This is a genomic window from Microcoleus sp. FACHB-SPT15 (assembly GCF_014849525.1).
In the GTDB taxonomy this organism is placed as follows: domain Bacteria; phylum Cyanobacteriota; class Cyanobacteriia; order Cyanobacteriales; family Coleofasciculaceae; genus Symplocastrum; species Symplocastrum torsivum.
Genome location: NZ_JACJNU010000020.1, coordinates 1 through 25206, shown reverse-complemented (window position 1 = coordinate 25206; position 25206 = coordinate 1). Strand labels below are relative to the sequence as shown.

The following is a 25206-nucleotide window of genomic DNA, read 5'->3' as shown; positions in this document are numbered from 1 at the left end:
TGCTTCTTGAGGATGTGATTCGATTCTTTCCAAAGGACTTGTCATTACTAGATGCACGGAATTCTTAATTATTCTTTCATCATCCCACAGCTTTTCTATTAAGGATAGGTCTATTGTGTCAGCCAATGGTGAATACAAAACAGGATTTTCAAGTTTGTGTACTCAATACCCTCTTAACCCAGATGTATTGGCGCTACTATGGGATGAGGTGGCAGCATACTGGGCTTCTCCCACCTATCCAACGTTCCGATCAGTCTTTTGCGATCCGAAGTGGCAGCAGTGATGAAGCGAGATTTGCAAGATTTTATTGATGAACGTGCCGAGCATCTCGCGGTTGTATACCTCACGCGCCGACAGGATTTAGTTATTGAGCGGATGAGGATGACGGCTGATTATGGACTCGATATATTAGTAACGATAGTACGAGATAAATTCCCGACGGGAAGAGTTTTCGGTGTTCAAGTAAAAGGTCAAGACGAAGCTTTCAAGGATATACAAAAGCTTTCACTATCTCTCACTCAAAAGGAAACTAACTATTTTCAAGATCTGCCCTTTCCTGTGTGTGTATTTCTTTTCACTATGGAGAATGATAAGGGCTATTACAAGTGGATAAAATATCCTGTTGGCGAATTGAACCAACTTCTTAGTTCTATAGAACAAGAGCGATGGCATCCTCTAGATGAATATGAAATCGGGCAGATAGTTGATGATGTAAATTCTTGGTATGACGCAAAAAGTCATTCCGCCGCATAACACAAACTTACTTAGGAACTCACGTTTAAATAAAGTACCAATCCCTAAAGAATAATATCCATAGATGAAGCCTATCTAGATGGGATATTATTTTGATGCGAGTCCCTTAACTGCTGAGAAAGCACACTATGAGAAACTTGCTGCCGAGATGGGACAACTCGCATGAGCCTGATTCGGCTATTTATCGATGAAGATTCATAGGCTCAGCGCTTTGTTATATCAAATCCCTTTGAATGCACACTATCGTTGAGACATTCCGGCGGGACATCTCTACAGGATTTCGGTTCTCTTCGGCTACTGCTTGATAGAACCCTATCTTGCTATCCTGCATCTAGCGGCTTTTGGCTCACTGGCATTCAGCCTTTAGTATTAAGTTTGGATTTTAAAAACCTGGCTTTCCACTGATTTTTCAACAGGAAGACTTGCCCTACTCTTTAGAGAGTCGCTCAGTTTGGTTGGTGAGGCACCACATCCCAAATGCAAGAAATTGTTGTTTGAGTAGCAAATTATAGCGATAGCCCAAATTAAAATTCAGTGGTTTCTTGTAAATCACGCTCGACAGGCTGTAAACCCAAAGCAGCCCTTTACAAGTTTTCCCTTTGCATCTAGCTCTGGGAATATGTCACGATAGCTCTGGCAAATTCTTTTTTTGTGTTCCTTCCATGTCCATGTTGGTGCAAACATCTACCGCTGTTCAACCCTTCCTCGGCTCAGACATTAAATCCTCCTATGAAGCTTCGCGAGTGGTCATCTTACCGATTCCTTACGAAGCAACAACGACATACCGGAAAGGCTGTGAAAATGGGCCAGATGCCCTTTTAGAAGCATCGGTGCAACTGGAATATTACGATGATGAGTTAGATAGGGAAACCTGTTGGGATGCCCGGATTTACACTCACTCTTCAATTGCTGATACCCGTGATGGGCAATCGGTTTCTGCGGAAAAGATGCTCAGTGTCACTCGTGATACAGTGTCTCAGCTAATTCAAGATGACAAGTTTGTGATTGCTCTAGGTGGGGAACATAGCATCACAACGGGGATTGTTGATGCTTACCGTCTCGCCTCTTCAGAACCCTTTACGGTGATTCAAATTGATGCTCACGGTGATATGCGCCATGAGTACGAAGGCTCAATCCACAACCATGCTTGTGTAATGCGCCGGATTTTGGATATGGGACTGCCGACGTTGCCAATAGCAATTCGTGCTGTTTGCAAAGAAGAAGCTGATTTGATTAAGGAAAAGTCGCTCTCAGTGATTTGGGCGCGGGAGATTGCGAAAGACCCTGATTGGATCGAAAAAGCGATCGCACAGATCTCGACTGAACGAGTATTTATTACTATTGACTTGGATGGAATTGACCCAGCCCTCATTCCTGGTGTCGGTACGCCAGAACCCGGAGGACTAAACTGGTACGCTCTGACTACCTTTCTTCGACGAGTCTTTGAAACTCATCAAGTTATTGGTTGTGATGTTATGGAACTCGCTCCTCTTGGTGATTCTGTTGTCTCTCAATTTACTGCCGCAAAGCTGGTTTATAAGTTGATTGGCTATCAAGTTACGACAAAAGGCTGGTAGGAAGATGCCGCAGAAATTCCTGGCAGCAACCTTGCAACCCTTAAATTTTGAGCGGTTTTTCGACCTGAGAATTGTTGTTCACCAAAAGCAAGTCCTATGAGTCTCATGGAAAAGACTGGCACTCCCATTGGCAGCTATGCTCCGGATTTTGAATTGCCAGGAATTGATGATCAAGTTCACCACCTCTCAAGCTATCTGAGACAGTGGAGCGTCGTGGCAGTGGTTTTCATCAGTAACCAATGTCCCTATAGCTGCTCCTATATAGACAGGCTCAAACAAATTCAAACGCAGTTTTGTAAGCAGGGGTTTATATTAGTCGCTATCAATGCGATGGATGCTAATCAACATCCAGCAGAGAGCTTCCAGAACATGAAAAAATTTGCTCTCGAACGACAGTTGAATTTCCCATATCTCTGGGACCCGACTCAGGACGTAGCTCGTAGCTTCGGAGCGCAGAAGACACCAGAGGCATTTCTCATTGATGACTTAGGTATTCTCCGCTACAGTGGTCAAATTGATGATAGTCTTCATCAAGATGCAGAAGCTAGGCAGATAACTTTTCTGCGAAATGCGATTGCGGCTCTACTCGCTGAAGAGGAAGTTGTGCCCAAGTCAACAGAAGCAATCGGTTGCCCGATACAATGGCGACACTAGACAACCAACTAGAGACATAAAACCGTTGTCCTGTTATCTTATGTGGATGACATTTTGAGAGAAAAAGAGTCGTAGCATGGGGATTAAATACCGACGGGTTTTACTAAAGTTAAGCGGTGAAGCCTTGATGGGCGGACTAGGCTACGGCATTGACGCAAGCATAGTTCAAGACATTGCGGCGGAAGTTGCAGAGGTTGTGGGCGATGGAGTCCAAATGGCAATTGTTGTCGGTGGAGGCAACATTTTTCGAGGCATAAAAGCCTCTGCCGCAGGGATGGATCGAGCAACGGCTGACTACATTGGGATGATTGCCACAGTGATGAATGCCATGACTCTACAAGATGGTCTAGAGCAAATCGGCATACCAACGCGAGTGCAAACTGCGATCGCTATGCAAGAAGTCGCTGAACCCTATATCCGGCGTCGTGCTATCCGCCATCTAGAAAAAGGACGGGTCGTGATTTTTGGAGCAGGAAGCGGGAATCCGTTCTTCACGACCGATACAACGGCTGCCTTGAGAGCCGCAGAAATCGACGCGGAAGTCATCTTCAAGGCAACAAAAGTTGATGGAATTTATGACTCTGACCCGAAGACCAATCCGAATGCTCGTCGCTTTCAGACCCTGACTTATGGACATGTCCTCACTCATGACTTGCGAGTGATGGACAGCACTGCGATCGCATTATGTAAAGAAAATAATATTCCAATTATGGTATTTGATCTTACGGTGCGGGGTAACATCCACCGCGCTGTTAAGGGAGAAGCTGTTGGAACAATTGTGGGAGGTTCTTGTGAAGTTAGCTGATGCCGAAACTAGTATGCAAAAGGCAGTTGAGGCAACTCAACGCGCATTCAATACTATTCGCACAGGTCGTGCTAATGCGAGTCTACTTGACCGGGTGCAGGTGGAATACTACGGTACACCAACACCCCTAAAGTCTTTGGCAAACATTAACACGCCAGATGCTAGTACGATTATGATTCAACCTTACGATAAGACCAGCCTAAACCAGATAGAGAAAGCAATTTCCCTGTCCGATATCGGCTTGACCCCAAGCAATGATGGTCAGCTCATTCGGTTGAATATTCCCCCATTAACAAGCGATCGCCGCAAAGAATTTGTCAAAATGGCGGCAAAATTTGCAGAAGAAGGGAAAGTTTCCGTTCGGAATGTCCGTCGCGATGCTGTTGATTCTGTTCGCAAACAAGAAAAAAATAGCGAAATTTCTGAGGATGAAGCGAAAGATCTCCAGGATCAGATTCAAAAGCTGACTGATAAGTACACAGCAAAAATTGATGAACTGCTAGCAGAGAAAGAAAAAGATATTACCACTGTCTAACACCAACAGCCACAAGTGACTTGCGTCTTCAAGATCGGGTCTTTAAAAGCTATCCCCAAGCAAGCCAATAGTTAAGGAGTAGGGATAACTTTTCACTAGCAAAACTTCAGTCGGCTACCAAGCAAGCTGAAGTTCTGCTTTTTCTGTGACAGGACAAGCTCCCAACCTTAAAGCGGGGCATGAGCTTACGAACACGAAAATTCATTTTCTCCCACTCCTCTAAGAAGTGTAAAGCTTTTGTGAATCCTATTAGGGAGTTACCTGAAAATTTTGCACTCTATGTAACTATTGAAGTTGCAGTACTGATGATTTAGTTAGGTCAGCTAACTAAAGGAAGACCATGCAGATGACATCCAAAAAATACGGATATCATGGTGAAACCCTTGGAAAGATAAGAACACCCTAAACTTGGATTAATTCCAAAAGTTTAAACGGGAAAACCTACCTAGTACTGAACCGATGAGAGAGGAATCGCTCAAAATAGCTAGTCTACAGCGTTTATCAGTGAGCTTTAAACCAGCATTTAACCTCTCAAAAATTTTCTGTTTACTAATCTACTCAATCAATTAAATATATCGGGAGTTACAGAAAATATCATCAGCAAAGTTTATCACAATCCAGAAATTAGGCACTTTGACATTTAAGGAGAATTGAAATGGGACTTAGCGACGGTCTAAATGACCCGAATAAAAAAGAGAGCGTTGTAGCTGACTGCGTAAAATTGATAGACGAGCAGGTCGCTGCGAAGGGCGGAATTGGCGGACTTGGAATGAAAGCTGCTTATGGCACCGTCAAAGGGGTTAGGCCCGGTTATGTTGCATCAGCTATTGATGGGCTTCTGCCCCAAGCCTTTGACGCACTCGATCCCATTTGGGCTGAGGGCGCACAGACAGGTGACCCAGTTGGATATCTCACCCAGAACCGTTCTCGTGCGGCGGACGCGCTGCTGGGCATCACCGATGCAAGGATCGAGAGAAGCAATAACGGGATTGTGCGAGGTGCCTATAACAGATTCCGCAAGTCAGCTAAGAGTGATGTGGAAGAGGCAGTACCGGGCTTAGCTAAGATAATCGATAACTACACCAAGGGTTGAATGAAACTGATCTATGAGTGGTCGGAAACTGCACTAGAGATGTAGTGAACCGTGACTTCAAGCGCCTCAACCCTGCAACTGTTAGGGTTGAGCTATACCAAGCCGCCCAGGTCAGATGAATGCTACAGTACTGCCAGGAGTAAAGCATAAGCGCAATGTTTGACTGTATCATCGTGGGGGCTGGTCCTGCTGGTGGCACTGCTGCCTATCACCTCGCTAAGCGTGGGCGGTCTGTAGTGGTTTTGGAAAAAGAATCCTTACCTCGATATAAGCCTTGTGGTGGCGGAGTTTCACCGATAGTGCAACAGTGGTTTGATTTTGACTTTTCACCTGCTGTATCTGTGAAAGCGTATAAAATTCGTTACACCTGGAAGATGGGCGATCCGGTGGACGTGAAACTGGAGACGAACGAACCAGTATGGATGGTGCGGCGAGATGTTTTCGACCACTTTTTAGTCAAGCAAGCGCAAAAACAGGGTGCTGAACTCCGCACTCAAACAGCAGTGACTGGCATTGAATTTAAAGGCAATGCTTGGCAGGTAAACACAGTTAATGAACGTGTTGAAGGTCGCTATATTATTGCTGCTGACGGGGCAAAGGGACCAATGGCAAGATGGCTCGGATTCCAGAAGCGCAAGCGACGTATGGCAGGAGCGATAGAGATAGAAACCCCCGCTCCAAGAGACCAAGAGCCGATAGTTCACTTTGACTTCGGTCTGGTTAAAAATGGCTACATCTGGAATTTCCCCAAAGCAGACGGTTACTCCATCGGCATTGGGAATTTTCGAGGCGGTGGCGCTCAAGACCTTAAAGGGATGGTAGCTGAGTATGCCAAGCAGTTCGACATCGATCTCAATGCGTATGACCAGTACGGTCATGGCATCTGCCTGTGGGACGGTAACCAGAAGCTACACACCGAAAATGCTGTTTTAGCGGGGGAAACTGCATGTGTCGTCGATCCGTTCACGGCTGAAGGAATTCGCCCTTCCATATTTAGCGGTTTAAAAGCGGCTGAGGCAATTGACAAGGCTTTAGCGGGTGATAAAGATGCCTTGGAAAAATATACCGAGGTAATTACCGAGGAATGGGGAAGCGATATGGTGTGGGCGCAACGCTTAGCTGGAGCATTCTACAGTGTTCCTCATGTTGGCTACAAAGTCGGTATTAAGCGACCAACTGCTACTCAATCGATGCTTAAGATTCTGTGCGGAGAATTACGCTATTCAGAGGTAGCCAATCGTGCCCTCAAGCGCTTGGGAGGCAGCTTGATACCTGGAATCGGGGGGTGAAATGTTTTCAATCCTTAGTCTAGGGGAGGAGCTTTGCTTTCTGGGGAGAAAGAGGCTGATAGGCTAGTAGCATTAACCATTCTTTAAGTTATGGAAAATACTGATTTACTCAATGGCATTGCAGGGGGTTTAGCGATCGCAATTTTCATTGGCGGTTTGTTGATGATGTTCACCAGCGTTTGGACAACTAAGAAAAAATAAACACTTAATCCCATTGCTGTTGACCAAACATGGGGTGGTTACCAAAACCGTTACCAGCATCTTCCCCCTAGCCAGTTACCTCTACAATTCAATGTAAGTTAAGACTCCTCATGCCGAACGCCGTGGAACTCCCAGTCCCACGGCTTTTTGTTTCTCATCGTGTCTTGACACTCAGCGCTTTTTAGGTTCAAGTAGAGGACGATTCCACTGGTAAAATCTCCAGTTGATAACGATAGAGAGCGACGGGTTTCCCCTGAGCTTTAAAATAATCAGCATCTTGAGGTGAGAGGTAAATGGCAGTTATCTGCAATGCCTCGATCGCTAAATTAGGCGATTCTCGTAGTTGATAAGCTGTCGTTGTCTCAACTTCGTTGAAATAAGGCTGAGTTGTGCCTCGAAAGACTTGAGTTGAAACCTCTGTGGCAATAAACTGATCAGAGCTTGGCGTTTCACTTGCTCGACCTGTAACCACTGAGATTAACTGGTGTCCATTGCGTAAAGCCGTAATTTGGCGATTTGACGAATTAGGATCAACCTTAACAGAGCGAATTATGCGATCGCCCAGATAAGCTTTGGAAATATTCAACCCATTGAAGGCTCGGTCTGCCACTACAGCAGGAGTGTTAGGTTTTACGAAAGAGTTACCTCGAAAGCTACCCTGTGGGGTGGAGGGGAGGAAACGAAGGATGTGATCTCTCATCGCTGATATTGAATCATTAACCGCTTGAAACCGTACCAAAAAATTCACAGGTTGATTCAGATAGCGGCGATTACTGTCAAACCCTGGCGTTACTAGCTCTGGTGCTAACGGTGCTACCTGAGCGACTAACGTGCTAGTGACTTTCCAAGTGCCTTCCATCCAATCTGGATACAGCAAATCCCCATCAGCCATGCTAACAGGGGGTTTACTCTCCCAATGGGGAAACTGCGTTAACCGCTCAGCTAATTGTCCTGCTTGTGCCTTACCACTGCAGAGCAGCAAAACCAAAATCAAGCATGAACCCCAAATGAATCTTACAATTGCCACAACTTGGTCAATGCCTCTAAATACTTGCCTAGCTCTAACCAATTATTCAATAGTGCAGTTCGAGAGTTCTACCACCTTATGAAAATCTCTTAAAGAGGATGACCATAAGACTGAGTTTATGAAGATTGAGTGAAGTTACTAAACATCCCTGAAAGTCTGGTATTAGTAAATTGTGTTGATGTTTATAAAATTCGGGAGATGCTAGTCAGCACCTAATTTGGGGTGTATTTCTGGGTTTAAATGTAGCCGTAGATAGAAGAGTTGACTAACAGATCGCTGTATAGTCTTTTCCTTAGCTTTAAATAGACTGCATTACAGATAAACTCAAAAAGGCAATTCTGCTTGCTTTTAGTAGTTTCCTGGTGCCTAGTCGTATCAGTGATAGTAACTCGCCCGCAGTAGAGAAAGCTAACATTTTCCAGGCATCTTTCCTTTAAAAAATGAGCCAGATGAAACGAGCTGTGAGTAGAATCAGTCAGGCACTGGCAGCCCTCTCTCTCTTGATGGGGCCCTTGAGTAGTATGTCCGCTCAGGCACAGCCGATTACCCCGGATACCGAGGAGGGTATTACAAATGTAATGCCTAACGGTAACAGTTTTGACATAACTGGCGGTCAGATTTCAAGTGATGGAACGAATCTTTTTCACAGCTTTAACCAGTTTGGACTAGAGGCAGGTCAAATTGCTAATTTCCTGTCCCAACCCAATATTCAAAACATTCTGGGTCGAATCAATGGTGGAAATCCTTCCTTCATCAATGGGCTGATTCAAGTCACAGGTGGCACCTCGAACCTCTTCTTGATGAACCCAGCGGGGATTATTTTCGGTGCCAATGCTCAGCTAAACGTACCTGCTTCATTTTTTGCCACGACAGCAACTGGAATAGGCTTTGATGGCGGTAGGTTTAATGCCTTTGGAAACAATGACTACAGTAATCTTGTTGATAGCCCAAATGTCTTTTACTTTGATGCTGCTCAACCCGCTGCAATTACTAATGCTGGTAACTTGGCAGTAGGAGAAGGACAAAACCTTGGACTGTTCGGAGGGACAGTAGTTAGTACTGGCTCTCTAACCACCTCAACTGGCAATATTACCGTGGCAGCAATACCCGGAACTAGTCGGGTGCGGATTAGTCAAGCCGGACAGATTCTTGCTTTGGAGGTTGAACCCCCCGTAGATACTCAAGGTAAGGCTGCGCCACTTACAGCAGCCCTATTGCCGCAACTACTTACAGCTAGTGGTGCAAGCCAGACGACAGGTGTGGCTGGAGTAGAAACAGGTGATGTTGTGGCGAATCAGGTGACAGCCGATTCAGCGTCAATCTTCGCACAGAGCAATCTGACTTTGGATGGCGGCTATGAGGGTGTCGCCCTCAAGCTTGAGGTGACGACTGGCGACATTGTCGTTAACGGGGACATCAGAATTACAAGCCCAGACTTGACTGGTAATATTCCGGCTGATGATCCAGATGCCGTAGCCTTAACCACTACACGGTCACTGATCATTAACGCACCAAGCGGGAGTATCACTACTACAAATATCTTTACAGATTCTGATCAAGGCGATGCAGGCTCTGTAATTTTTACAGCTTTAGGCGACATCACCACGGGCAATATCAGGACAATTGAGGAGGGATCTGGTGATTCTGGTTCGGTCACTTTGATCAGCACCAATGGCAGCATTAGTACAGGAAGTATTAATACTAGTAATAGAGGTGATGGTAGTGCGGGTTCTGTAGAGTTGACCGCCGCTGAGAACATCACTTTTGACCAAATAATTGCTTCAAATCGAGGCACAGGTGAGGCTGGTTCTGTAGACTTTACGCTTGCTAGTGAATATATCCCCAGTATTGATATATCTAGGATTGATACGAGAAATTTTGGATTGGCTGATGGCGAGATAAACATCCTACCAGTGGATTCACCTCCAGACCCTAACCCAGAACCAACACCTACAGACCCGGAACCAACACCTACAGACCCGGAACCAACACCTACAGACCCGGAACCAACACCTACAGACCCGGAACCAACACCTACAGACCCGGAACCAACACCTACAGACAACGATGACCCGACATCTCCAGATGGTGATGGTGACCAAAACTATAGTGCGAGTGAACAACAGCCAGCTTCATCTCAAGACACACCCGGTACTCAAACGGCTCAGGCTGCAAAAGATAGCGACCCTATTTATTTGTTAGAAGAAGCTTTTACGAAAGAATTCGAGGAATATCTTCAGCGAGACTCACAGACCAAAATCTACACTGAGGCTGATGTGCGCGATCGCACTCGTGAAATCGAGCAGGTAACAGGTCTCAAAACTGGTGTTATCTATGTCAATTTTGTACCGACTTCTGGTGCCTCACTGAACAATCAATGTCAAGCTCAATCTCCGTCTTCTTCCGCAACTGGTTCACACAGTAACTCAGCTAGACAGTCTTCTGCTAGCGCTTCTGGAGCAGAATTAACGACTCCTAATAGCTCTAACACAAGCGCTTCCGGAGTTGCTGTGATAGCACCTTCTTCTCAAGTGGATCGTCGGTTTGGTCACCGTCGTTCTGACCTTATTGAGGCAACAACGGGACAAGCTCAACAACAGGGAAATTGTTTGCAAGCGGAAAGTGACCAGCTAGAACTCTTGGTAGTCACAGCAGAGGGTGAGCCGATTCGGTATCGAGTTCCGGGAACCAATCGTACCAATGTCATTGCTGCAACTCATGAGTTTCAGCAAGCACTAACCCACCGTAGCAAAACTAACACCACTAATTATCTAAGCTCAGCGCAGCAACTTTACAAATGGTTGATTGCTCCTTTGGAAGCTGACTTACAAGCGCAAAACATTGACAGCTTAGTATTTGCGATGGATGCAGGTCTACGCTCTCTACCTGTAGCTGCTCTTCATGATGGTCAAGGCTTCCTAATTGAGCGGTATAGCGTTAGTTTAGTACCGAGTTTAAGTTTAGTTAATTCGGATTACAGAGATATCCGTCCCTTGCAAGTTCTCGCTATGGGAGCATCAGAATTTACTGATAAAGCTCCTTTGCCTGGGGTTCAGGTAGAGTTAGCGACCATTACGCAGCAACTATGGAAAGGTAAATCCTTCCTCAATGATCGCTTTACCCTAGAGAATTTGAAGGCTCAGCGACAACAGCAGGAATATGGGATTGTCCATCTGGCAACTCATGCTGAGTTCAAGCCTGGAACTCCAAACAATTCTTACATTCAACTATGGAATAGCCAGCTTCGATTGAATGAACTAGAGAAGCTGCAATTGTCTGATCCTCCGGTAGAGTTACTAGTGCTGAGCGCTTGCAGAACGGCGCTTGGCAATCGGGAAGCCGAGTTAGGTTTTGCGGGTTCGGCTTTGCAAGCAGGGGTTGACTCGACCTTAGCAACACTCTGGTACGTGAGCGATCAGGGGTCTTTAGGGCTAATTACTGAGTTTTATCATCAGTTGAGTCAGGTGCCGATCAAAAGTGAGGCGTTACGACAAGCACAACTGGCAATGATGGAAGGTAGAGTTCGCATTGAGAATAATCAGTTATACAGCTTTAAAAAAAGCATTTCTTTACCACCAGGATTGTCAGCATCAAGAACCCCTAACCTATCTCATCCCTACTACTGGGCGGGTTTTACACTTGTAGGTGAGCCTTGGTAGGTAGGAGTTAGCAAAAAGCCGTCAGTTATCAGCTATCAGCTTTTTGATTTTCCTTGCTCTGTTTAGGTTTCACAGACCTGATCTGTGCTTCATCCAACTGAAAACCGCTATAAGTCCAATAAGTAATTACAAGTTAAAATGATTTCTCATGTTGCTCATAAGCGGCAACAATCCGTTGGACAAGAGCGTTGCGGACAACATCCTTAGTGGTGAGTTCGCAGAAAGCAATGCCTTCAGTGGAGCGTAGGATTTTTTTTGCAACGGCTAATCCTGAGGGTTGGTTAGGTTGTAAGTCGGTTTGAGTTAGGTCACCTGTAACTACCATCCGTGAGCGGAAACCTAGACGAGTCAGAACCATCTTCATCTGTGCTGGTGTTGTGTTCTGAGCCTCATCAACAATTACAAAGGCATTACTAAGTGTACGACCGCGCATATAAGCCAAAGGCGCAACTTCAATGACACCGCGCTCCATTAAACTGGGCATTTTTTCGGCATCAATCAGTTCATGGAGAGCATCGTAGAGAGGACGCAGATAGGGATTGACTTTTTGTTGCAAGTCTCCAGGGAGAAAGCCTAGCTTTTCTCCAGCTTCTACAGCAGGTCGCGTTAGGATTAATCGTTCATACTGATTCGCTAGGAGAGCCTGAGCAGCTATAACAACGGCGAGAAAGGTTTTTCCGGTACCAGCAGGACCTGTGCAGAAGGTGAGATCATGACTGAGTACAGCTTTGATGTACTGCCTTTGACCGAAGGTTTTGGCACGGAGGGTTTCGCCTCGACGGGTACGTGCCAGAATGTCTTGCTGTAAATCTTGTAGTTCGTCTTGGCGATCAGTATCTAGAGCTTGAGCAGCAGTGAGGATATCGACACCTGTGATACTTTTACCTTCCTGCCAAAACGGTTTTAGCGATCGCACCAAAGCGGAGGCACGTTCAACTTGCGTGTCTGTTCCCGAAATATGTAGTTCTTGTCCCCGCAGCACGATAGACGCTCCGGTATGCCGGGATAGGATTTTGAGGTTTTCTTCCCGTTCCCCAGCTAGCGCGATCGCACTTTCGCTATTTGACAGTTCAATTACTTTTGATACTTCACTCATTTGTTCGTTGTTGTCACCTTATGGTGACCGCGCTTCCTTTGCCGGAAATGAAGTCCGGCAGGCAGCGTCGGTCAGTTGTCAGTTGTCAGTTGTTCTCAACAAGTAAATTCGTGACTGACTCCTGACCCCTGACACACAATAAACTACTGCGAGCGGAACTTAGGAGCTGGCTTAGGTGTTGATGAGCGCGTTGCTGGCGCTCGTTTGGCACCCCCTCTACCACCTGGAGCAGCATCTCGACGGGACTCTCCCCCCTGACTATCGTAGATATCCAGATGGACAGATTGACCGGCAGCTTGAGCAGCCGCCTGAATTACCGTCCGAATTGCCTGGATGTTGCGACCACCGCGACCGAACACCCGTCCCTTATCCGCCACGTCAAAAGCCACCCTAATCCAGACTCGATCTTTGGTATTTGACCTCTCGCAGTCTACGCTTAAAAGTTGCGGTGACTCCAAAAACGGCTCTACCAAAAATCTGACGAGACCAACATAATCAGGGCTTGCTTCGTGAAGCGAGGAAGACAGGGTTTCAGGCACCGACTTGTTCAAGGACATTAGCTTTGCGAAGAATACTGCGTACTGTTTCAGTAGGCTGAGCGCCTTGCTGGAGCCGCTTCACAATGGCAGGAACATTCAATCTTACTTCATCAGTTCTGGGATTGTAGAATCCCAATTCCTCCAAAGGGCGTCCGTCACGACGAGCGTCACTTTTAATCGCGACAATGCGATAGCTAACTTCACGCTTTTTGCCGAATCGTTTTAATCTCAGTTTGACCATGTTTCAGAATAATTCACCTGTTTGATTTTAAGCGATCTACGGGGGGTTGGTTGTTGGTATTTAATTATTGGTTATTTGTCATTGGTTAAGAGGTGATAACCCTAGAGACCAAAAACAACGAATAACGAACAACAAACTAAAGCTGACCAAATCCTTTTTTCTTTTTCTCCTTTTTCTTTTTCTTGGGAACCCCACCACCTCCAGGGTAACCACGCCATCCGGCTTGAGAGGGCTGATTACCTCCCATACCGCCAAACATCCCCCCCATACCTGCCATTCCCGGCATCTGACCTTGACCCATCTGCTGCATGAGATTTCGCATTTTGGTAAATTCACTGACCAGATTGCTAACATCTCTCTCCGCATAGCCAGAACCACGGGCAATCCGGCGTCGGCGACTAGGAGAACCTGCGAGTAAATCCGGGTTGCGACGCTCCTCTGTGGTCATGGAGTTAATCATCGCTTCCGATTGCTTGAGCTTCGTTTCCCCTTGTTGCAGTTGCTCAGAACTCAGTTTACCCATCCCCGGAATCATTTTCATCAAACCGCCGAGGGAACCCATATTCTTCAACAGCCGCATTTGCTTCAAGAAATCGCTGAAGTCAAACTTTGCCGTCAGCATTTTCTCCTGCATTTTCTCGGCATCAGCAAGGTCAATCTCCTCCTGGGCTTTCTCCACCAGAGTGAGGACATCTCCCATTCCGAGAATCCGTGAAGCCATCCGGTCAGGATAGAACGGTTGCAGTGCTTCTACCTTTTCTCCAACGCCAACGAATTTAATCGGCTGCCCAGAGATGCGCCGTACCGAGAGTGCTGCACCACCACGACTGTCGCCGTCTAGCTTCGTGAGAATTGCCCCTGTAATCCCAATTTGTTCGTGGAAAGTCCGGGTCAGATTTGCTGCCTCCTGACCCGTCATCGCATCTACAACCAAGAGCGTTTCGTGGGGTTGTACGGTTTCCTTGATGCGGGCGAGTTCCCCCATCATGTCCTGGTCGATTTGCAGTCGTCCTGCTGTATCGATAATCACAGTATCAACACCGAGTTCTCTGGCTCGTTCCACGCCTTGACGGGCAATTTCTACAGGATTTGCATCCTTTCCTAGTTCAAACACCGGAACATCAATTTGTTGACCTAGTGTGATTAACTGGTCAATCGCAGCGGGTCGGTAAACGTCGGTAGCAACAAGGAGACTAGTGGAGTCTTGCTTGCGAAGATGTAAAGCGAGCTTAGCACTGGCGGTAGTTTTCCCAGTACCTTGTAACCCTGCCATTAGCACAATAGTTGGTGCGGTATTGGCTTTTGCCAGGGGGACGTTAGTTTCTCCCATGACCTGCACCAGTTGGTCGTAGACAATTTTGATAAATTGCTGGTCAGGACGGACACCAGAAATGACCTCCGCTCCCTGCGCCTTGGATTCGACCTCAGCAACAAAATCTTTGACGACTTGAAGGTTCACATCCGCTGATAAGAGCGCACGACGTACTTCTTTCAGGGCATCTTGAATGTTGGACTGGGAGATTTTGTCCTGACCCCTGAGTTTCTTCCAAGCATCTTCTAAGCGTTCGGCTAGAGCATCAAACATATGTCAATTTTTTCTAAAAGGTTCCCTGTATTAACTAAGGTAGTATTCTTGGCAACCTTTTGACAGACAAAGCGTGTTTATCGATAGTAACTGTGGTGCTGTGCGATCGCACTACCCTTTCAAGAGGCTAGGCGGCTACAAATACGGTAGTTAAGGGTCGGCAAGATTTAGAGACATTCGCACCAAGCAGACTACTGGCAAACCCAAAATCAGTCTGTGCTTGCACTCATCGTTTGAATGCTGGATGATGCAATGCGATCGCTAGTTCAGCGACTCCTATTGAAGCTGTTGACAGCGTTGATGATAAATTTGAGCGACGCGATCGCCGGGGTTTTGCCGTAGACAATCAACAAATAGTTGTTCAGCTTCACCCAACTTGCCCAACTTGAACAACAACAAAGCTTTTGTAAAAGTCTGACTTGTGGCTAACTTGCCTTCTCGGATTTCTGGTTGATCTGCATCAAAGACTTCAAAGAGAGATACGGTTTCTGATTTTCCTTTCACCTGAACTCTATCAATAGCACGAATTGCATAATTCTCCGGGTTCTGTAATTGCATAAACGTGAAATGAGAAATTAACATCGACACGCCATATTTTTTTGTTAATCCTTCAATTCGAGCGGCTACATTTACCGCATCACTAATCACAGTTCCATCCATGCGGTTTTCTCCTCCGACTGTCCCCAGCATCAAAGAACCTGTATTGATTCCAACCCCAATTTGAATCGGTACATCGCCCCTACTTTGCCGCTCCTGATTATATTCATTCAGCGTGTGAAGCATAGCAATTCCCGCTTTGACAGCACAATCAGCGCTACCTTGAAAAAGTGCCATAATTGCATCGCCAATGTATTTGTCAATAAATCCCTGATTTTCATTAATTGCCGGTTCCATCCGACTGAGATAAGCATTAATGAACTTAAAGTTATCTTCTAGTCTCATGCTTTCCGATAACCTTGTGAAATCACGAATATCGGAAAATAAGACAGACATTTCCTGCTGTACCGCCTCACCTAATTGGATGTCAACAATACTAGATTTATTTAATAGCTGGAGAAATTGACGTGGGACAAAGCGAGAGAAAGCTTCATTCAGTTGAAAGAGTTCTTCCGTATGCTGTTTCAAGTGGCGCTCATTCGTGTGCAGTTGTACAATTAATTTAGATTGCTCACGATTCAATTGTTCTAACTCCAAATTCATCTGCATGAGTTGTAGATTTTGTTCCGCGAGCTGTTTATCTTTAAAATAGCTATGGACGGCTTCTTTAACGGTTAAAATTAGGTCTTTATCGTGCCACGGCTTAGGAATATAACGATACAACCTTGCATAACTAATCGCATTACCTACCGCTTCCAGATCGGCTTGCCCGGTCAACATAATCTTGAGGGTTTTTGGGGAAATAACATGGATGCGTTTTAGCAATTCATCCCCTTTGATTCCGGGCATGATATAGTCAGAAATTACTAAAGCGACTTCGTAGCTATCCTCTAGCAATTCTATTAAGATGTCTAAAGCCTCTTCCCCGTCTTGAGCAATTTCAATCAGGTATTCGTTTCCAAAGAAATTTTCTAGTTCAATTCTCAGGCTGTCCAGGATCGCCCGTTCATCATCAACACAGAGAATTGCCGTTTGTTTCATGACTAAGCTAAAGCCGAGCGAATTGTTTCAATTAATTCCTGACTGTTCCAAGGCTTTTGCAAGTAGCGGTAAAGGTTAGCATATTGTTTTGCTCTTTCAACTGCTTGCTCATCTGCTTGTCCCGTCAGCATTACTTTATGGATTTTAGGATAGTTTTGATGAACTTTGATTAAGAGTTCATCTCCTTTCATTCCTGGCATTAACCAATCGGAAACAATGATGAGTAACTGAACCTCTTCACCATTCAGTTCATCAATGATTTCTAAAGCTTCATCACCACTTTCAGCAAATTCATAAAGGTAAGTATCACCGAATGCGGATTGAAGTTCAATTTCCAAACTTTTTAAGATTACAGCCTCATCATCTACGCATAAAATTACAGCTCTAGGCATATTGTATTTTCCTTAACTATTGATGGGTAAAAATACCGTAAATGTAGTCTTACCAGGTACAGACTCTACTTCGATCTGACCTTGATGCTTTTCAATGATTTTCTTGACAATATCTAATCCTAAACCGCTCCCTTCTCCAGATGGTTTTGTAGTAAAGAAAGGCTGAAAAATTTTGGGCATAATTTCTGGAGAAATACCTTTGCCAGTATCAGTAATTTTGACACTGGCTCTATTGTCTTGTTGCATCACATCAATAGTTAATGTTCCTGTATTGTCCATCGCTTGTAGAGCGTTGTGAATTAAATTTGTCCATACTTGATTGAGTTCATCGGGATAACACCGGAATGTCGGCATGGAACGATCGAAGTTTCGGATGACTTCTACCCCTAGTTTAGTTTGGCTGTGGTAAAGGGTTAATATAGTTTCAATTCCCTCAATGATATTTGCTTCTACCTTTTCACCCGTCTGATCGTACCGAGCATAGGTTTTTAGGGCAAATACTACCTTTGCTGCTCGTTCTACAGCGGTGATAATAGTTCGGATACTGGTTTGTACGCTACCAAATTGATAGGCAGTTCTCAAAATATCTTGGCTATCTAACTCGCTGAAAAGACCTAAGAATCTTTCTGGTTCCTCATAAACACTTAGGTTGACTAACATATTAGCGATCTCAGCTTCATTCTCAACACCATAAGATTTGATTTGCTCAGTCAAAGCTTTTTTGATGTGACGTTGTTCACGAGTCGATAACATCATTTCTTGTTGCCTTGATTTTTGAAGTAAAGCAAAGAAATCAAGCTGACGTTCTGGGGAAAGTTCTTGGAAAAATTTAGGTAATTGTTCGATGTTGTTTTTCCAAAAATTGTCAATATTCCTGACAGAGGAATTAATTGCACCTAAGGGAGTATTTATTTCATGAGCTACCCCAGCAACCAGTTGCCCCAAAGCTGCCATTTTTTCTGATAAAATTAATTCTTCCTGGGTAGCTTTTAGTTGTTGCAGGGTATTTGACAATTCCTCATTTTTAGCTTGGAAGCTTTTTTGCAGATGTCGCAAAGCTAAGTGAGTTTCTACACGAGCTAAAACCTCTTCCACTTGAAACGGCTTAGTAATGTAATCTACCCCGCCTACCCCAAAAGCTTTGACTTTATCAAGTACATCATTCAAGGCACTGATAAAGATTATGGGAATATTGTAAGTTCGTTCATCGGCTTTTAGCTTGGTACAGACTTCATAGCCATCCATCTGAGGCATATTGATGTCTAGCAAAATTAAATCCAGAGGAACACTCTGAGCGGTTGACAGCGCTTGTAAACCATCTCTTGCGGGTCGAACTGTATACCCTTGATTCGTCAAGAGTTCGACTAACAAGCGCACATTTGCTAAGGTGTCATCAACTACTAAGATATTTGCTTTTGCTTCGATGCTCTCAGTGGAAGTCATAAAAAAAGATTAATTACTAGTTTTATCTTTGGTTTCTTGAATCAAAGACACAATTTTGCCATACTCATAATCATTTGCTAATGCTGCTAGGGCATTAGCAATAGAAGCATTATACTGGCGTATTTCATCGATATAGCCATCAATTTTATTCATATCCGAGCAGCTAGCAGCATTTTCTAAATTAGCTAGTAAATGGGTTGGTAAATTAAATAACGTGTCTGGGTTTAGAGCCTCTTTAAGTTCTGTTTGAGGCTGAGTTGAAACAGTAGGAATTGTTGGATCATCGTAGATATAACGCACACCGATATGTTTATTCATCGCAGTAAAGATGTCTTCTTCTCGAAACGGCTTACGCAGAAAGTCATCACATCCAGCAGATAAGACTATCGCCCGCTCTTCTTCAAAGACACTAGCCGTTAAGGCAATGATGGCAGTAGCTTGCCCTTTCGTGGTGGCTTTAATTTGTTTGGTCGCTTTATAACCATCCAAAATAGGCATCCGCATATCCATCCAGATTAAATGAGGTTCCCAGTTATCCCAGATTTCAATAGCTTCTTTACCATGACAAGCTTCTTGAAGTTCAAATCCTAGGGGATTGAGTAGTTTAATTAGTAGTTGGCGATTGAGGGGTTTGTCATCAACAATAAGAATCCGATAACGGGGTTGATTCGGTTCTAGTGCAATAACTCGGCGTGTCAGTTGTTTGCTTTCAATGTCTTCAGCCTCAACGACAGTGACAGCAATAGCGAATTTAAAGATACTGCCACGCCCTACTTCAGAATTAACACGAATATCACCGCCCATCAGTTGCACAAATCGACGACTAATCGGTAACCCCAAGCCTGTACCTTCTTGTGATTCTTTGCCAGCTTTGGTTTGTACAAAGGCTTCAAACAGTCCGTTTAATTCGTCAGCCGCAATGCCTGCACCTGTGTCTTCGACTTCAAAGGTGATTAGGGATTTCTGATTAGTAATCGGGTGATGCTGGTTTTCGGAGGGAATGCGAGACAGCGAGGAACCCTCACTATGATAGTAGTTACCTGGAAGCGCATCGGAAGGAGATTGCACGGTTGCCTCACTCACTGTTTGGGAATAGTGAATTGGTGAAGAGAAAGATTCTTTCCCAGCCCCCAACCCCACTCGTACCGAAACCCCACCATCTGACGTAAATTTCAGAGCATTATTGAGTAAGTTAATTAGGACTTGACGTAATTTAACCTCATCGGTGCGAACATATCGGGGAACAGTAGAAGCACAATCGAAAATCAATTGCAAATGCTTATCCTCAGCTTTGAGGTGGAACATATCTTCCACATCATCTAATAGACGATAAAGGTCAAAGTTTTTCTCATTAAGACTAGTGCCTCCCGCTTCAATTTTGGAGAAGTCTAATACTTGATTAATTAGGTTGAGAAGGTGTTCTCCACTGCGAGAGATGATGCCAGCATTTTCTGTATGTTCGGGGGGAAGAGTAGGACTCTTGACCATCAGTTGAGCAAAGCCGAGAATGGCGTTGAGAGGAGAGCGCAATTCGTGGCTCATATTAGCGAGGAACTGGCTTTTTGCACGGTTAGCAGTTTCTGCCGCAACTTTTGCATTTTGGAGTTCTGCTTCTGCTTGCTTGCGACGAGTAATGTCTTGAACAGTACCTTCGTAGTGAAGCAATTTACCACTAGCGTCACGAACAGCACGAGCGCTTTCGGAAATCCATACAACTCTGCTGTCTTTGCTATAAATCTGAGACTCAAAATCCGTTACTGCCTCGTACGTTTGGATTAAACGCCTGAACTCTGAGCGGCGATTGAACTCAACATAGAGTTGCTGCTCAATATTGGTGAGGCTTGTCATCAGTTCTTCGGGTGAGGAGTAACCGTAGATACGTGCGAGTGCAGGATTAGCGCTGAGGTAATGCCCATCAGGTGTTGTTTGGAAAATCCCATCAATTGCATTTTCAAAAATGGTGCGGTATTTCTCTTCTGCTTGCCGTAGTGCATTCTCAGATTGCTTGCGCTTGTTTTGACTGCTTGCAAATGCAATCAAAACGTAGATGATGGTTCCCAATACTAGTAGGGAAAAAGCTAGCACTAGATATTTTTTTCTAGAAAAACCCTTAATGCGTTCTTGCAATAATCCATCTAGCTCAGGAGACAGGACATCATAAAGTGTATATTGAGCATCTATGGCTTTTGTCCCAGCCACAAAATAGTCAGATGCCCGGATGTCAATACTTTGAGAGCGAATTAATTCTTTTTCAACTAAATCTAGAAATGTATCTACAGACTTGAAGCTTTCTTGAGTGTAAGCATCTATTTTATTTTTGAGATCGTTATTTTCTCTTTTAGAGACTTGTAATCCTCGCTGTAATGATTTTATCGGAGATTCTATCCAGCCTAATAAAATTGCAAGTTTTGTTTGTTCATCTGTAGTGATATTCTGTTTTGCGATCGCACCTGTACCCAACCCTCGTATTTGAGCTATTTCTTCAGCCATCGAAGGGAGCTTGGTAACCACAGCATCCATCAGATAATAACTATCAAGCTCCGGATCGAGAATTAAATTTGAAGTATCTCCGACATGAAACATTAGCGAGAGAATATCAGCAATTAGTGCAGTATGTGCATCAAAACTTTCTTTTGGACTCAACTTCAAGACTTTGCCTTTGAGCATCTGCCAATCTTTCTTGAGCGCCATCCAGCGCTCTGTCGTTATAAGTGTGGCACCTAGCTGGCGATCGACTGCATCGATGGCTTTGATATCTTCTTCGATTTGAAACTGCTTGAAGATAATTTGTTTTTTAAAAGAACTTTCTCCATTCAAATAACCATAAACCATACCTCGATGCTGTTGCATATCCTCTAAAAGCTTTCTTAAAGGATTGTTGTACTGAAGTCCCAGCCTTTCCTTTTCGGCGAAGTTAATTCTCTGATCAATTTCTGCTATCAGTTGATAAACGACTACGCCGAATGGCAAAAGGAAAATGAGAAGTAAGCCAATCAAGCTAGCTTGTCGGGTTAGTACGCTGCGTAGTTTTTTTTTCAAGGGGACAATTTCCAGTTTTTTAAAGATTAGAAGTCTCACTTGACAGAAATGCAAAATTTAGCCCAGCCGTGCCCTTCGCTTTCGAGATAGCGATCGCACATTGGGCGTAATAGCAGATATTTGGGATTTGGGCAGCAGCTAGGTTAACGCTCACAACAAGACATTAACTACTACTCTTGTTAATAAATACGTCGAAACTTAGATGAAATCAGAAAGATGCTATTAATTTAGCCTCCTCTGATAGCAAATGGGTAAAGTCAGCCGTTAATCTCTCTGCTGTAGGGTAAGGGCAGCACCGGGTTATTGAGCAAAAAAGGGAGAGGGCTTTTATGAAAGAGTTTCTGCCCTCTGCCTTCCCTTTAACCTGGAAGATCAATTGCTCCTGAAGTTAGAGTATTGGAAGTAGGGTGTGTTCTCCTCAACCCAACGATTGCTAGCTCGACTGATGCGGGTGGGGATATGCCCCTTAATCGTTGTGAGAAGTATTCTGCAATCGGCTGAAAAGCGATCGCTGATGGGTTGAGTAAGAGAAGTGTTAGCAACCTCGTGTGAACAGGTGCAACTATTTTCATTCGTCGTTCATTACTAAGCTTGCGACAAAGCCAACGGTGACACGCTGCCCTTAATCATACTTTTCTCATGCCTACCCGTAAGCCAAGCTCCAATTTAGGGAAAGACCAACAGGCGAAAAACTTAAAACCCTCTACCAATGCACAAACCCAACAAGCGAACTCCAGTGCCTCTTCAGAGTCAGCACCTGAGCAATATAAGAACTTAACTGAGCATCAGGCACAACTGGTCAGTGGTCACGAAGTAACCGCACTACCGAATTCTGGAGGAGAGCTTCAGAATGGTCAATCGTCTGTGAAGAGGGATAATTCGCAACAAGATTGCGATTTGTTCCCAGCCGCCAACGAGGACCAAACAACAGACAACAGACAACTCGTAACAGACACAGTACGCGAGTTGGATTGGCTAATTCATTTCCAACGCCACAGCCAGTTGTTGATGGCAGTAGTGGAACCGAGTACGTTTACGCTGCGGTATGCCAATGACTATTTTTGCAGCATGATGGGCATTGCAGGGACTTACGCAGATTTAGCGGATCGAGAAATTCGATTACCGGATTTGTTACCCGAAATGAAAGGGACAGCGGTTGACTCGTTATACCGACAGCATGTATTGCATTTAGTCCTGCGAGATATTTATAGAATTACGGTTCCTCGTTTGCGGCTACTCGATCAACCCGTAATTATTTCTCTAAGGAGTCCTCTCTATCCAGAACCACGTTTTATTGAGTTTGCCTTCCGTTCTGATCAGCTAACGATTGCTCGTATGGATTCCCATGTGGATGAGTTGGCAGATTTGGATTTGGAGCAACTTCTAGAGGAAGATCGTTCTGCCAGGTTAATTGACTCGGCTCAGTTACAAGCTTGGCGGCATCGGCTGCGTTTGGATAATTATCAATTGTCAGGACAGCTACTTTTAGAAGGCTCAGATGTTACAGAACGGGAGACAATTCGACACATTATTGGGCTATTGATTGACCGTGACTCGATTCTCCGTCCAGATAAATTTCGCCGGATTAATAAACGTTTGCGATCGCTTTTTCGCGCCAGCAATAGCTTAATCCTCAGCGTAGAAAATGAGCAGACGCGGCTATTTATGGGTACGGAACGCAAGGAATTGAGAACCTCTCTTTACTCAATGGCATCCCTCTCAGGGTCACATTTTTTAAGAGCCGCTGAGGCAAATCGGGTTTGGAACGTTCCTGATTTGAGCTTGGATTGCCACACAGATTGTGAGCGATCGCTTTTGAATCAGGGAGTTCGCTCGTTATTGCTGATTCCTTTGGTCGTCAGAACGATGAGATCGAAGGGAACGCGGCAACTAGCGGGAATTGTTGGGCTAATGAGCGATCGCCCCCATAGCTTTGACGGACTCGACTGTAAGTACGCTGAAGAATTGATGCCTGCTTTTACTGCCGCCCTACGCCAAGCGATTCAGCAGCGTCTTACCAACATTCATCCCTCAGTAGAGTGGCGGTTTTTGCAAGAAGCCGAACGGCGTAGCTGGGGTTTGCCACCAGAACCAATTGTCTTTGCAAACGTTTATCCACTCTATGGTATCTCTGATATTCGCGGTTCATCCGAAGAGCGCAACCGCTCGATCCAAGACGATTTGCTTGAACAATTCCAGCTTGGTTTACGAGTAGTGGAAGCGGTTTGCCAGTTTCAAGAGAGTTCTTTAGGGAAACAACTACAACTCGATTTACTGGAATATATTGAACAAGTTAAAGAACGAGTGACTGTCGATGCTGAAGTCACAGCACTGAGAATTTTAAGCGATCGCCTGGAAGTCTACTTAGACTACTTTGCTCAATGTGGCCCAGAAGCACTTGCCGCCGTCGAAGCTTACCGTAAAAGTTGCAGCAATGACCATAAATCAGTTTATGTGTCCCGCGCCCGCTATGACCAAACAATTAGTAAGATTAACAGCCTCTTAAAGCAAACCTGGGAGCGCTGGCAAGTGCGGATGCAGCAAATCATCCCCCATTACTGTGACGTTGAATCAACGGATGGCATCAACCACATGATGTACGTGGGGGAATCAATTGACTCCAAGTTTTCCGCTTACCACTTGCGTAGTCTGCGCTACGAACAGCTACGCGCTGTTTGTGACTGCGCTCGAACCGCCTTCAATTTTCAAAGCCTTTACGATACCCAGCTAGAAGTAACCCATCTAGTTTTAGTTCAAGACCTCACAGTGGATATTCTGCATGACGAAAACACAGAAAAACTCTTTGAGGTGAGAGGAACACGCGATATCCGCTATGAAATTGTTAAAAAGCGAATTGATAAAGCCGTTGATGAGCAAGCACGGACTCGCATCACCCAACCCGGAATGCTTACCCTAGTTTATTCCACTGAAGAAGAGTGGACAGAATATCAACAATACTTACGCTACTTAGGGCGAGAGGGCTGGGTAGATACAGAAATCCAACTGGGTACTGTCGAACCGCTACAAGGCATCACTGGGCTAAGGTTTGCCCGTGTCCGTGTTTTACCTGCCCCAGAGCAAACTACAGATACCGACGATTTACAAGAAAGCTCCAACCCTCTACTGGAAATGGAGACAGAAGAGGAATCAATAGATGAATCGTAGAAGGGCAGTTAACATTAACACGCCCTTAGCAAAAACGCCGTAAGCCCCGTCCTCACTAAAGCTCCGGTCTAAATGGCGGGGACACATCGAGCCTAAGAGCGAGTACCTCGCATCATTTGAGCGTCGGGATGGCTCTGGCGGGTTGGCTCCATACTTCCGCCAACCCATAAATACTTAGGGAGTGCTGATAACTTCCCTAAACATGATACGATAGGTTGATGCTGACATTAACTTACCGCTACCGTATTTATCCAAGCGCCCAACAGGAAGTCCAGATGCTTGAATGGCTGGAAACCTGCCGGCGTGTATACAATTATGCGGTGCGAGAACGCAGAGACTGGATAAATTCCAGGAAGTGTGACGTTAATGCCTGCTCTCTCCAGTCCGAATACATCATTCCAGCCGATACGCCATATCCTGATTACTACAAACAAAAGAAAGCGTTAACTGAGGCGAAAAAGTCCAATCCTCAAAT

At 44.9% G+C, this 25206-nt stretch carries 20 protein-coding genes; 10 read left to right on the top strand and 10 right to left on the bottom strand.

Annotated elements, in window-relative coordinates:
• The first annotated feature begins 258 nt into the window (after nucleotides 1-258).
• From H6F98_RS06710 to H6F98_RS06680, 7 genes are all read left to right on the top strand, one after another.
• Nucleotides 259-753: a DUF4365 domain-containing protein gene (locus H6F98_RS06710; RefSeq protein ID WP_192217896.1), complete on the top strand. Its 495-nt coding sequence runs from the start codon at nucleotides 259-261 to the stop codon at nucleotides 751-753.
• 668 nt (nucleotides 754-1421) lie between these two features.
• Entirely contained in the window at nucleotides 1422-2330 is a 909-nt protein-coding gene (speB, locus tag H6F98_RS06705) for an agmatinase (RefSeq protein WP_192217895.1), read from the top strand.
• 96 nt (nucleotides 2331-2426) lie between these two features.
• A complete protein-coding gene (locus H6F98_RS06700; protein ID WP_192217894.1) occupies nucleotides 2427-2984 on the top strand; it encodes a thioredoxin family protein in 558 nt (185 codons plus the stop codon).
• 76 nt (nucleotides 2985-3060) lie between these two features.
• Nucleotides 3061-3789, top strand: a complete 729-nt coding sequence (pyrH, locus tag H6F98_RS06695) for a UMP kinase (RefSeq protein ID WP_192217893.1) — start codon at nucleotides 3061-3063, stop codon at nucleotides 3787-3789.
• Entirely contained in the window at nucleotides 3776-4324 is a 549-nt protein-coding gene (gene frr, locus H6F98_RS06690) for a ribosome recycling factor (RefSeq protein WP_192217892.1), read from the top strand. The genes pyrH and frr overlap by 14 nt, the downstream gene beginning before the upstream one ends.
• A gap of 655 nt (nucleotides 4325-4979) precedes the next feature.
• Nucleotides 4980-5417: a DUF6918 family protein gene (locus H6F98_RS06685; RefSeq protein ID WP_192217891.1), complete on the top strand. Its 438-nt coding sequence runs from the start codon at nucleotides 4980-4982 to the stop codon at nucleotides 5415-5417.
• Nucleotides 5418-5572: 155 nt separating this feature from the next.
• Nucleotides 5573-6706, top strand: coding sequence for a geranylgeranyl reductase family protein (locus tag H6F98_RS06680; RefSeq protein ID WP_192217890.1), 1134 nt, complete (start codon nucleotides 5573-5575; stop codon nucleotides 6704-6706).
• A gap of 388 nt (nucleotides 6707-7094) precedes the next feature.
• Here H6F98_RS06680 and H6F98_RS06675 read toward each other — a convergent pair whose 3' ends face one another.
• Nucleotides 7095-7934 (bottom strand): DUF6816 family protein, encoded by an 840-nt coding sequence (locus H6F98_RS06675; protein ID WP_396810850.1) that lies wholly within the window; start codon nucleotides 7932-7934, stop codon nucleotides 7095-7097.
• Between the two features lie 461 nt (nucleotides 7935-8395).
• Between H6F98_RS06675 and H6F98_RS06670 the strand changes: the two genes are divergently transcribed.
• Entirely contained in the window at nucleotides 8396-11593 is a 3198-nt protein-coding gene (locus H6F98_RS06670) for a CHAT domain-containing protein (RefSeq protein WP_192217889.1), read from the top strand.
• Nucleotides 11594-11726: 133 nt separating this feature from the next.
• Here the strand turns inward: H6F98_RS06670 and H6F98_RS06665 are convergent, their stop codons facing one another.
• The 9 genes from H6F98_RS06665 to H6F98_RS06625 all read right to left on the bottom strand — a co-directional run bounded on the left by H6F98_RS06665 (nucleotide 11727) and on the right by H6F98_RS06625 (nucleotide 22138).
• Entirely contained in the window at nucleotides 11727-12689 is a 963-nt protein-coding gene (locus H6F98_RS06665) for a PhoH family protein (protein ID WP_192217888.1), read from the bottom strand.
• A gap of 143 nt (nucleotides 12690-12832) precedes the next feature.
• Complete coding sequence (locus tag H6F98_RS06660; protein ID WP_192217887.1) at nucleotides 12833-13246, bottom strand: KH domain-containing protein; 414 nt, start codon at nucleotides 13244-13246, stop codon at nucleotides 12833-12835.
• On the bottom strand, nucleotides 13221-13469 hold the full coding sequence (gene rpsP, locus H6F98_RS06655) for a 30S ribosomal protein S16 (RefSeq protein WP_192217886.1): 249 nt from the start codon (nucleotides 13467-13469) through the stop codon (nucleotides 13221-13223). Before rpsP ends, H6F98_RS06660 begins: the two co-directional genes overlap by 26 nt.
• A 136-nt stretch (nucleotides 13470-13605) precedes the next feature.
• Nucleotides 13606-15054: a signal recognition particle protein gene (ffh, locus tag H6F98_RS06650; protein WP_192217885.1), complete on the bottom strand. Its 1449-nt coding sequence runs from the start codon at nucleotides 15052-15054 to the stop codon at nucleotides 13606-13608.
• Between the two features lie 276 nt (nucleotides 15055-15330).
• Nucleotides 15331-16692, bottom strand: coding sequence for an adenylate/guanylate cyclase domain-containing protein (locus H6F98_RS34390; protein ID WP_192217884.1), 1362 nt, complete (start codon nucleotides 16690-16692; stop codon nucleotides 15331-15333).
• Nucleotides 16693-16694: 2 nt separating this feature from the next.
• Nucleotides 16695-17084 (bottom strand): response regulator, encoded by a 390-nt coding sequence (locus H6F98_RS06640; protein ID WP_192217883.1) that lies wholly within the window; start codon nucleotides 17082-17084, stop codon nucleotides 16695-16697.
• Nucleotides 17085-17096: 12 nt separating this feature from the next.
• Nucleotides 17097-18527, bottom strand: a complete 1431-nt coding sequence (locus tag H6F98_RS06635; protein ID WP_192217882.1) for a sensor histidine kinase — start codon at nucleotides 18525-18527, stop codon at nucleotides 17097-17099.
• Between the two features lie 9 nt (nucleotides 18528-18536).
• Nucleotides 18537-21566: a response regulator gene (locus H6F98_RS06630; protein ID WP_199348333.1), complete on the bottom strand. Its 3030-nt coding sequence runs from the start codon at nucleotides 21564-21566 to the stop codon at nucleotides 18537-18539.
• Between the two features lie 359 nt (nucleotides 21567-21925).
• A complete protein-coding gene (locus H6F98_RS06625; RefSeq protein WP_192217881.1) occupies nucleotides 21926-22138 on the bottom strand; it encodes a hypothetical protein in 213 nt (70 codons plus the stop codon).
• A 67-nt stretch (nucleotides 22139-22205) separates the two neighbouring features.
• Here H6F98_RS06625 and H6F98_RS06620 point away from each other — a divergent pair, with 67 nt between their 5' ends.
• Together H6F98_RS06620 and H6F98_RS06615 are read left to right on the top strand one after the other, a co-directional pair.
• Nucleotides 22206-24731: a GAF domain-containing protein gene (locus H6F98_RS06620; protein WP_242058418.1), complete on the top strand. Its 2526-nt coding sequence runs from the start codon at nucleotides 22206-22208 to the stop codon at nucleotides 24729-24731.
• Between the two features lie 218 nt (nucleotides 24732-24949).
• A partial coding sequence (locus H6F98_RS06615) for a helix-turn-helix domain-containing protein (RefSeq protein WP_192217880.1) occupies nucleotides 24950-25206 on the top strand: 257 nt, incomplete at its 3' end.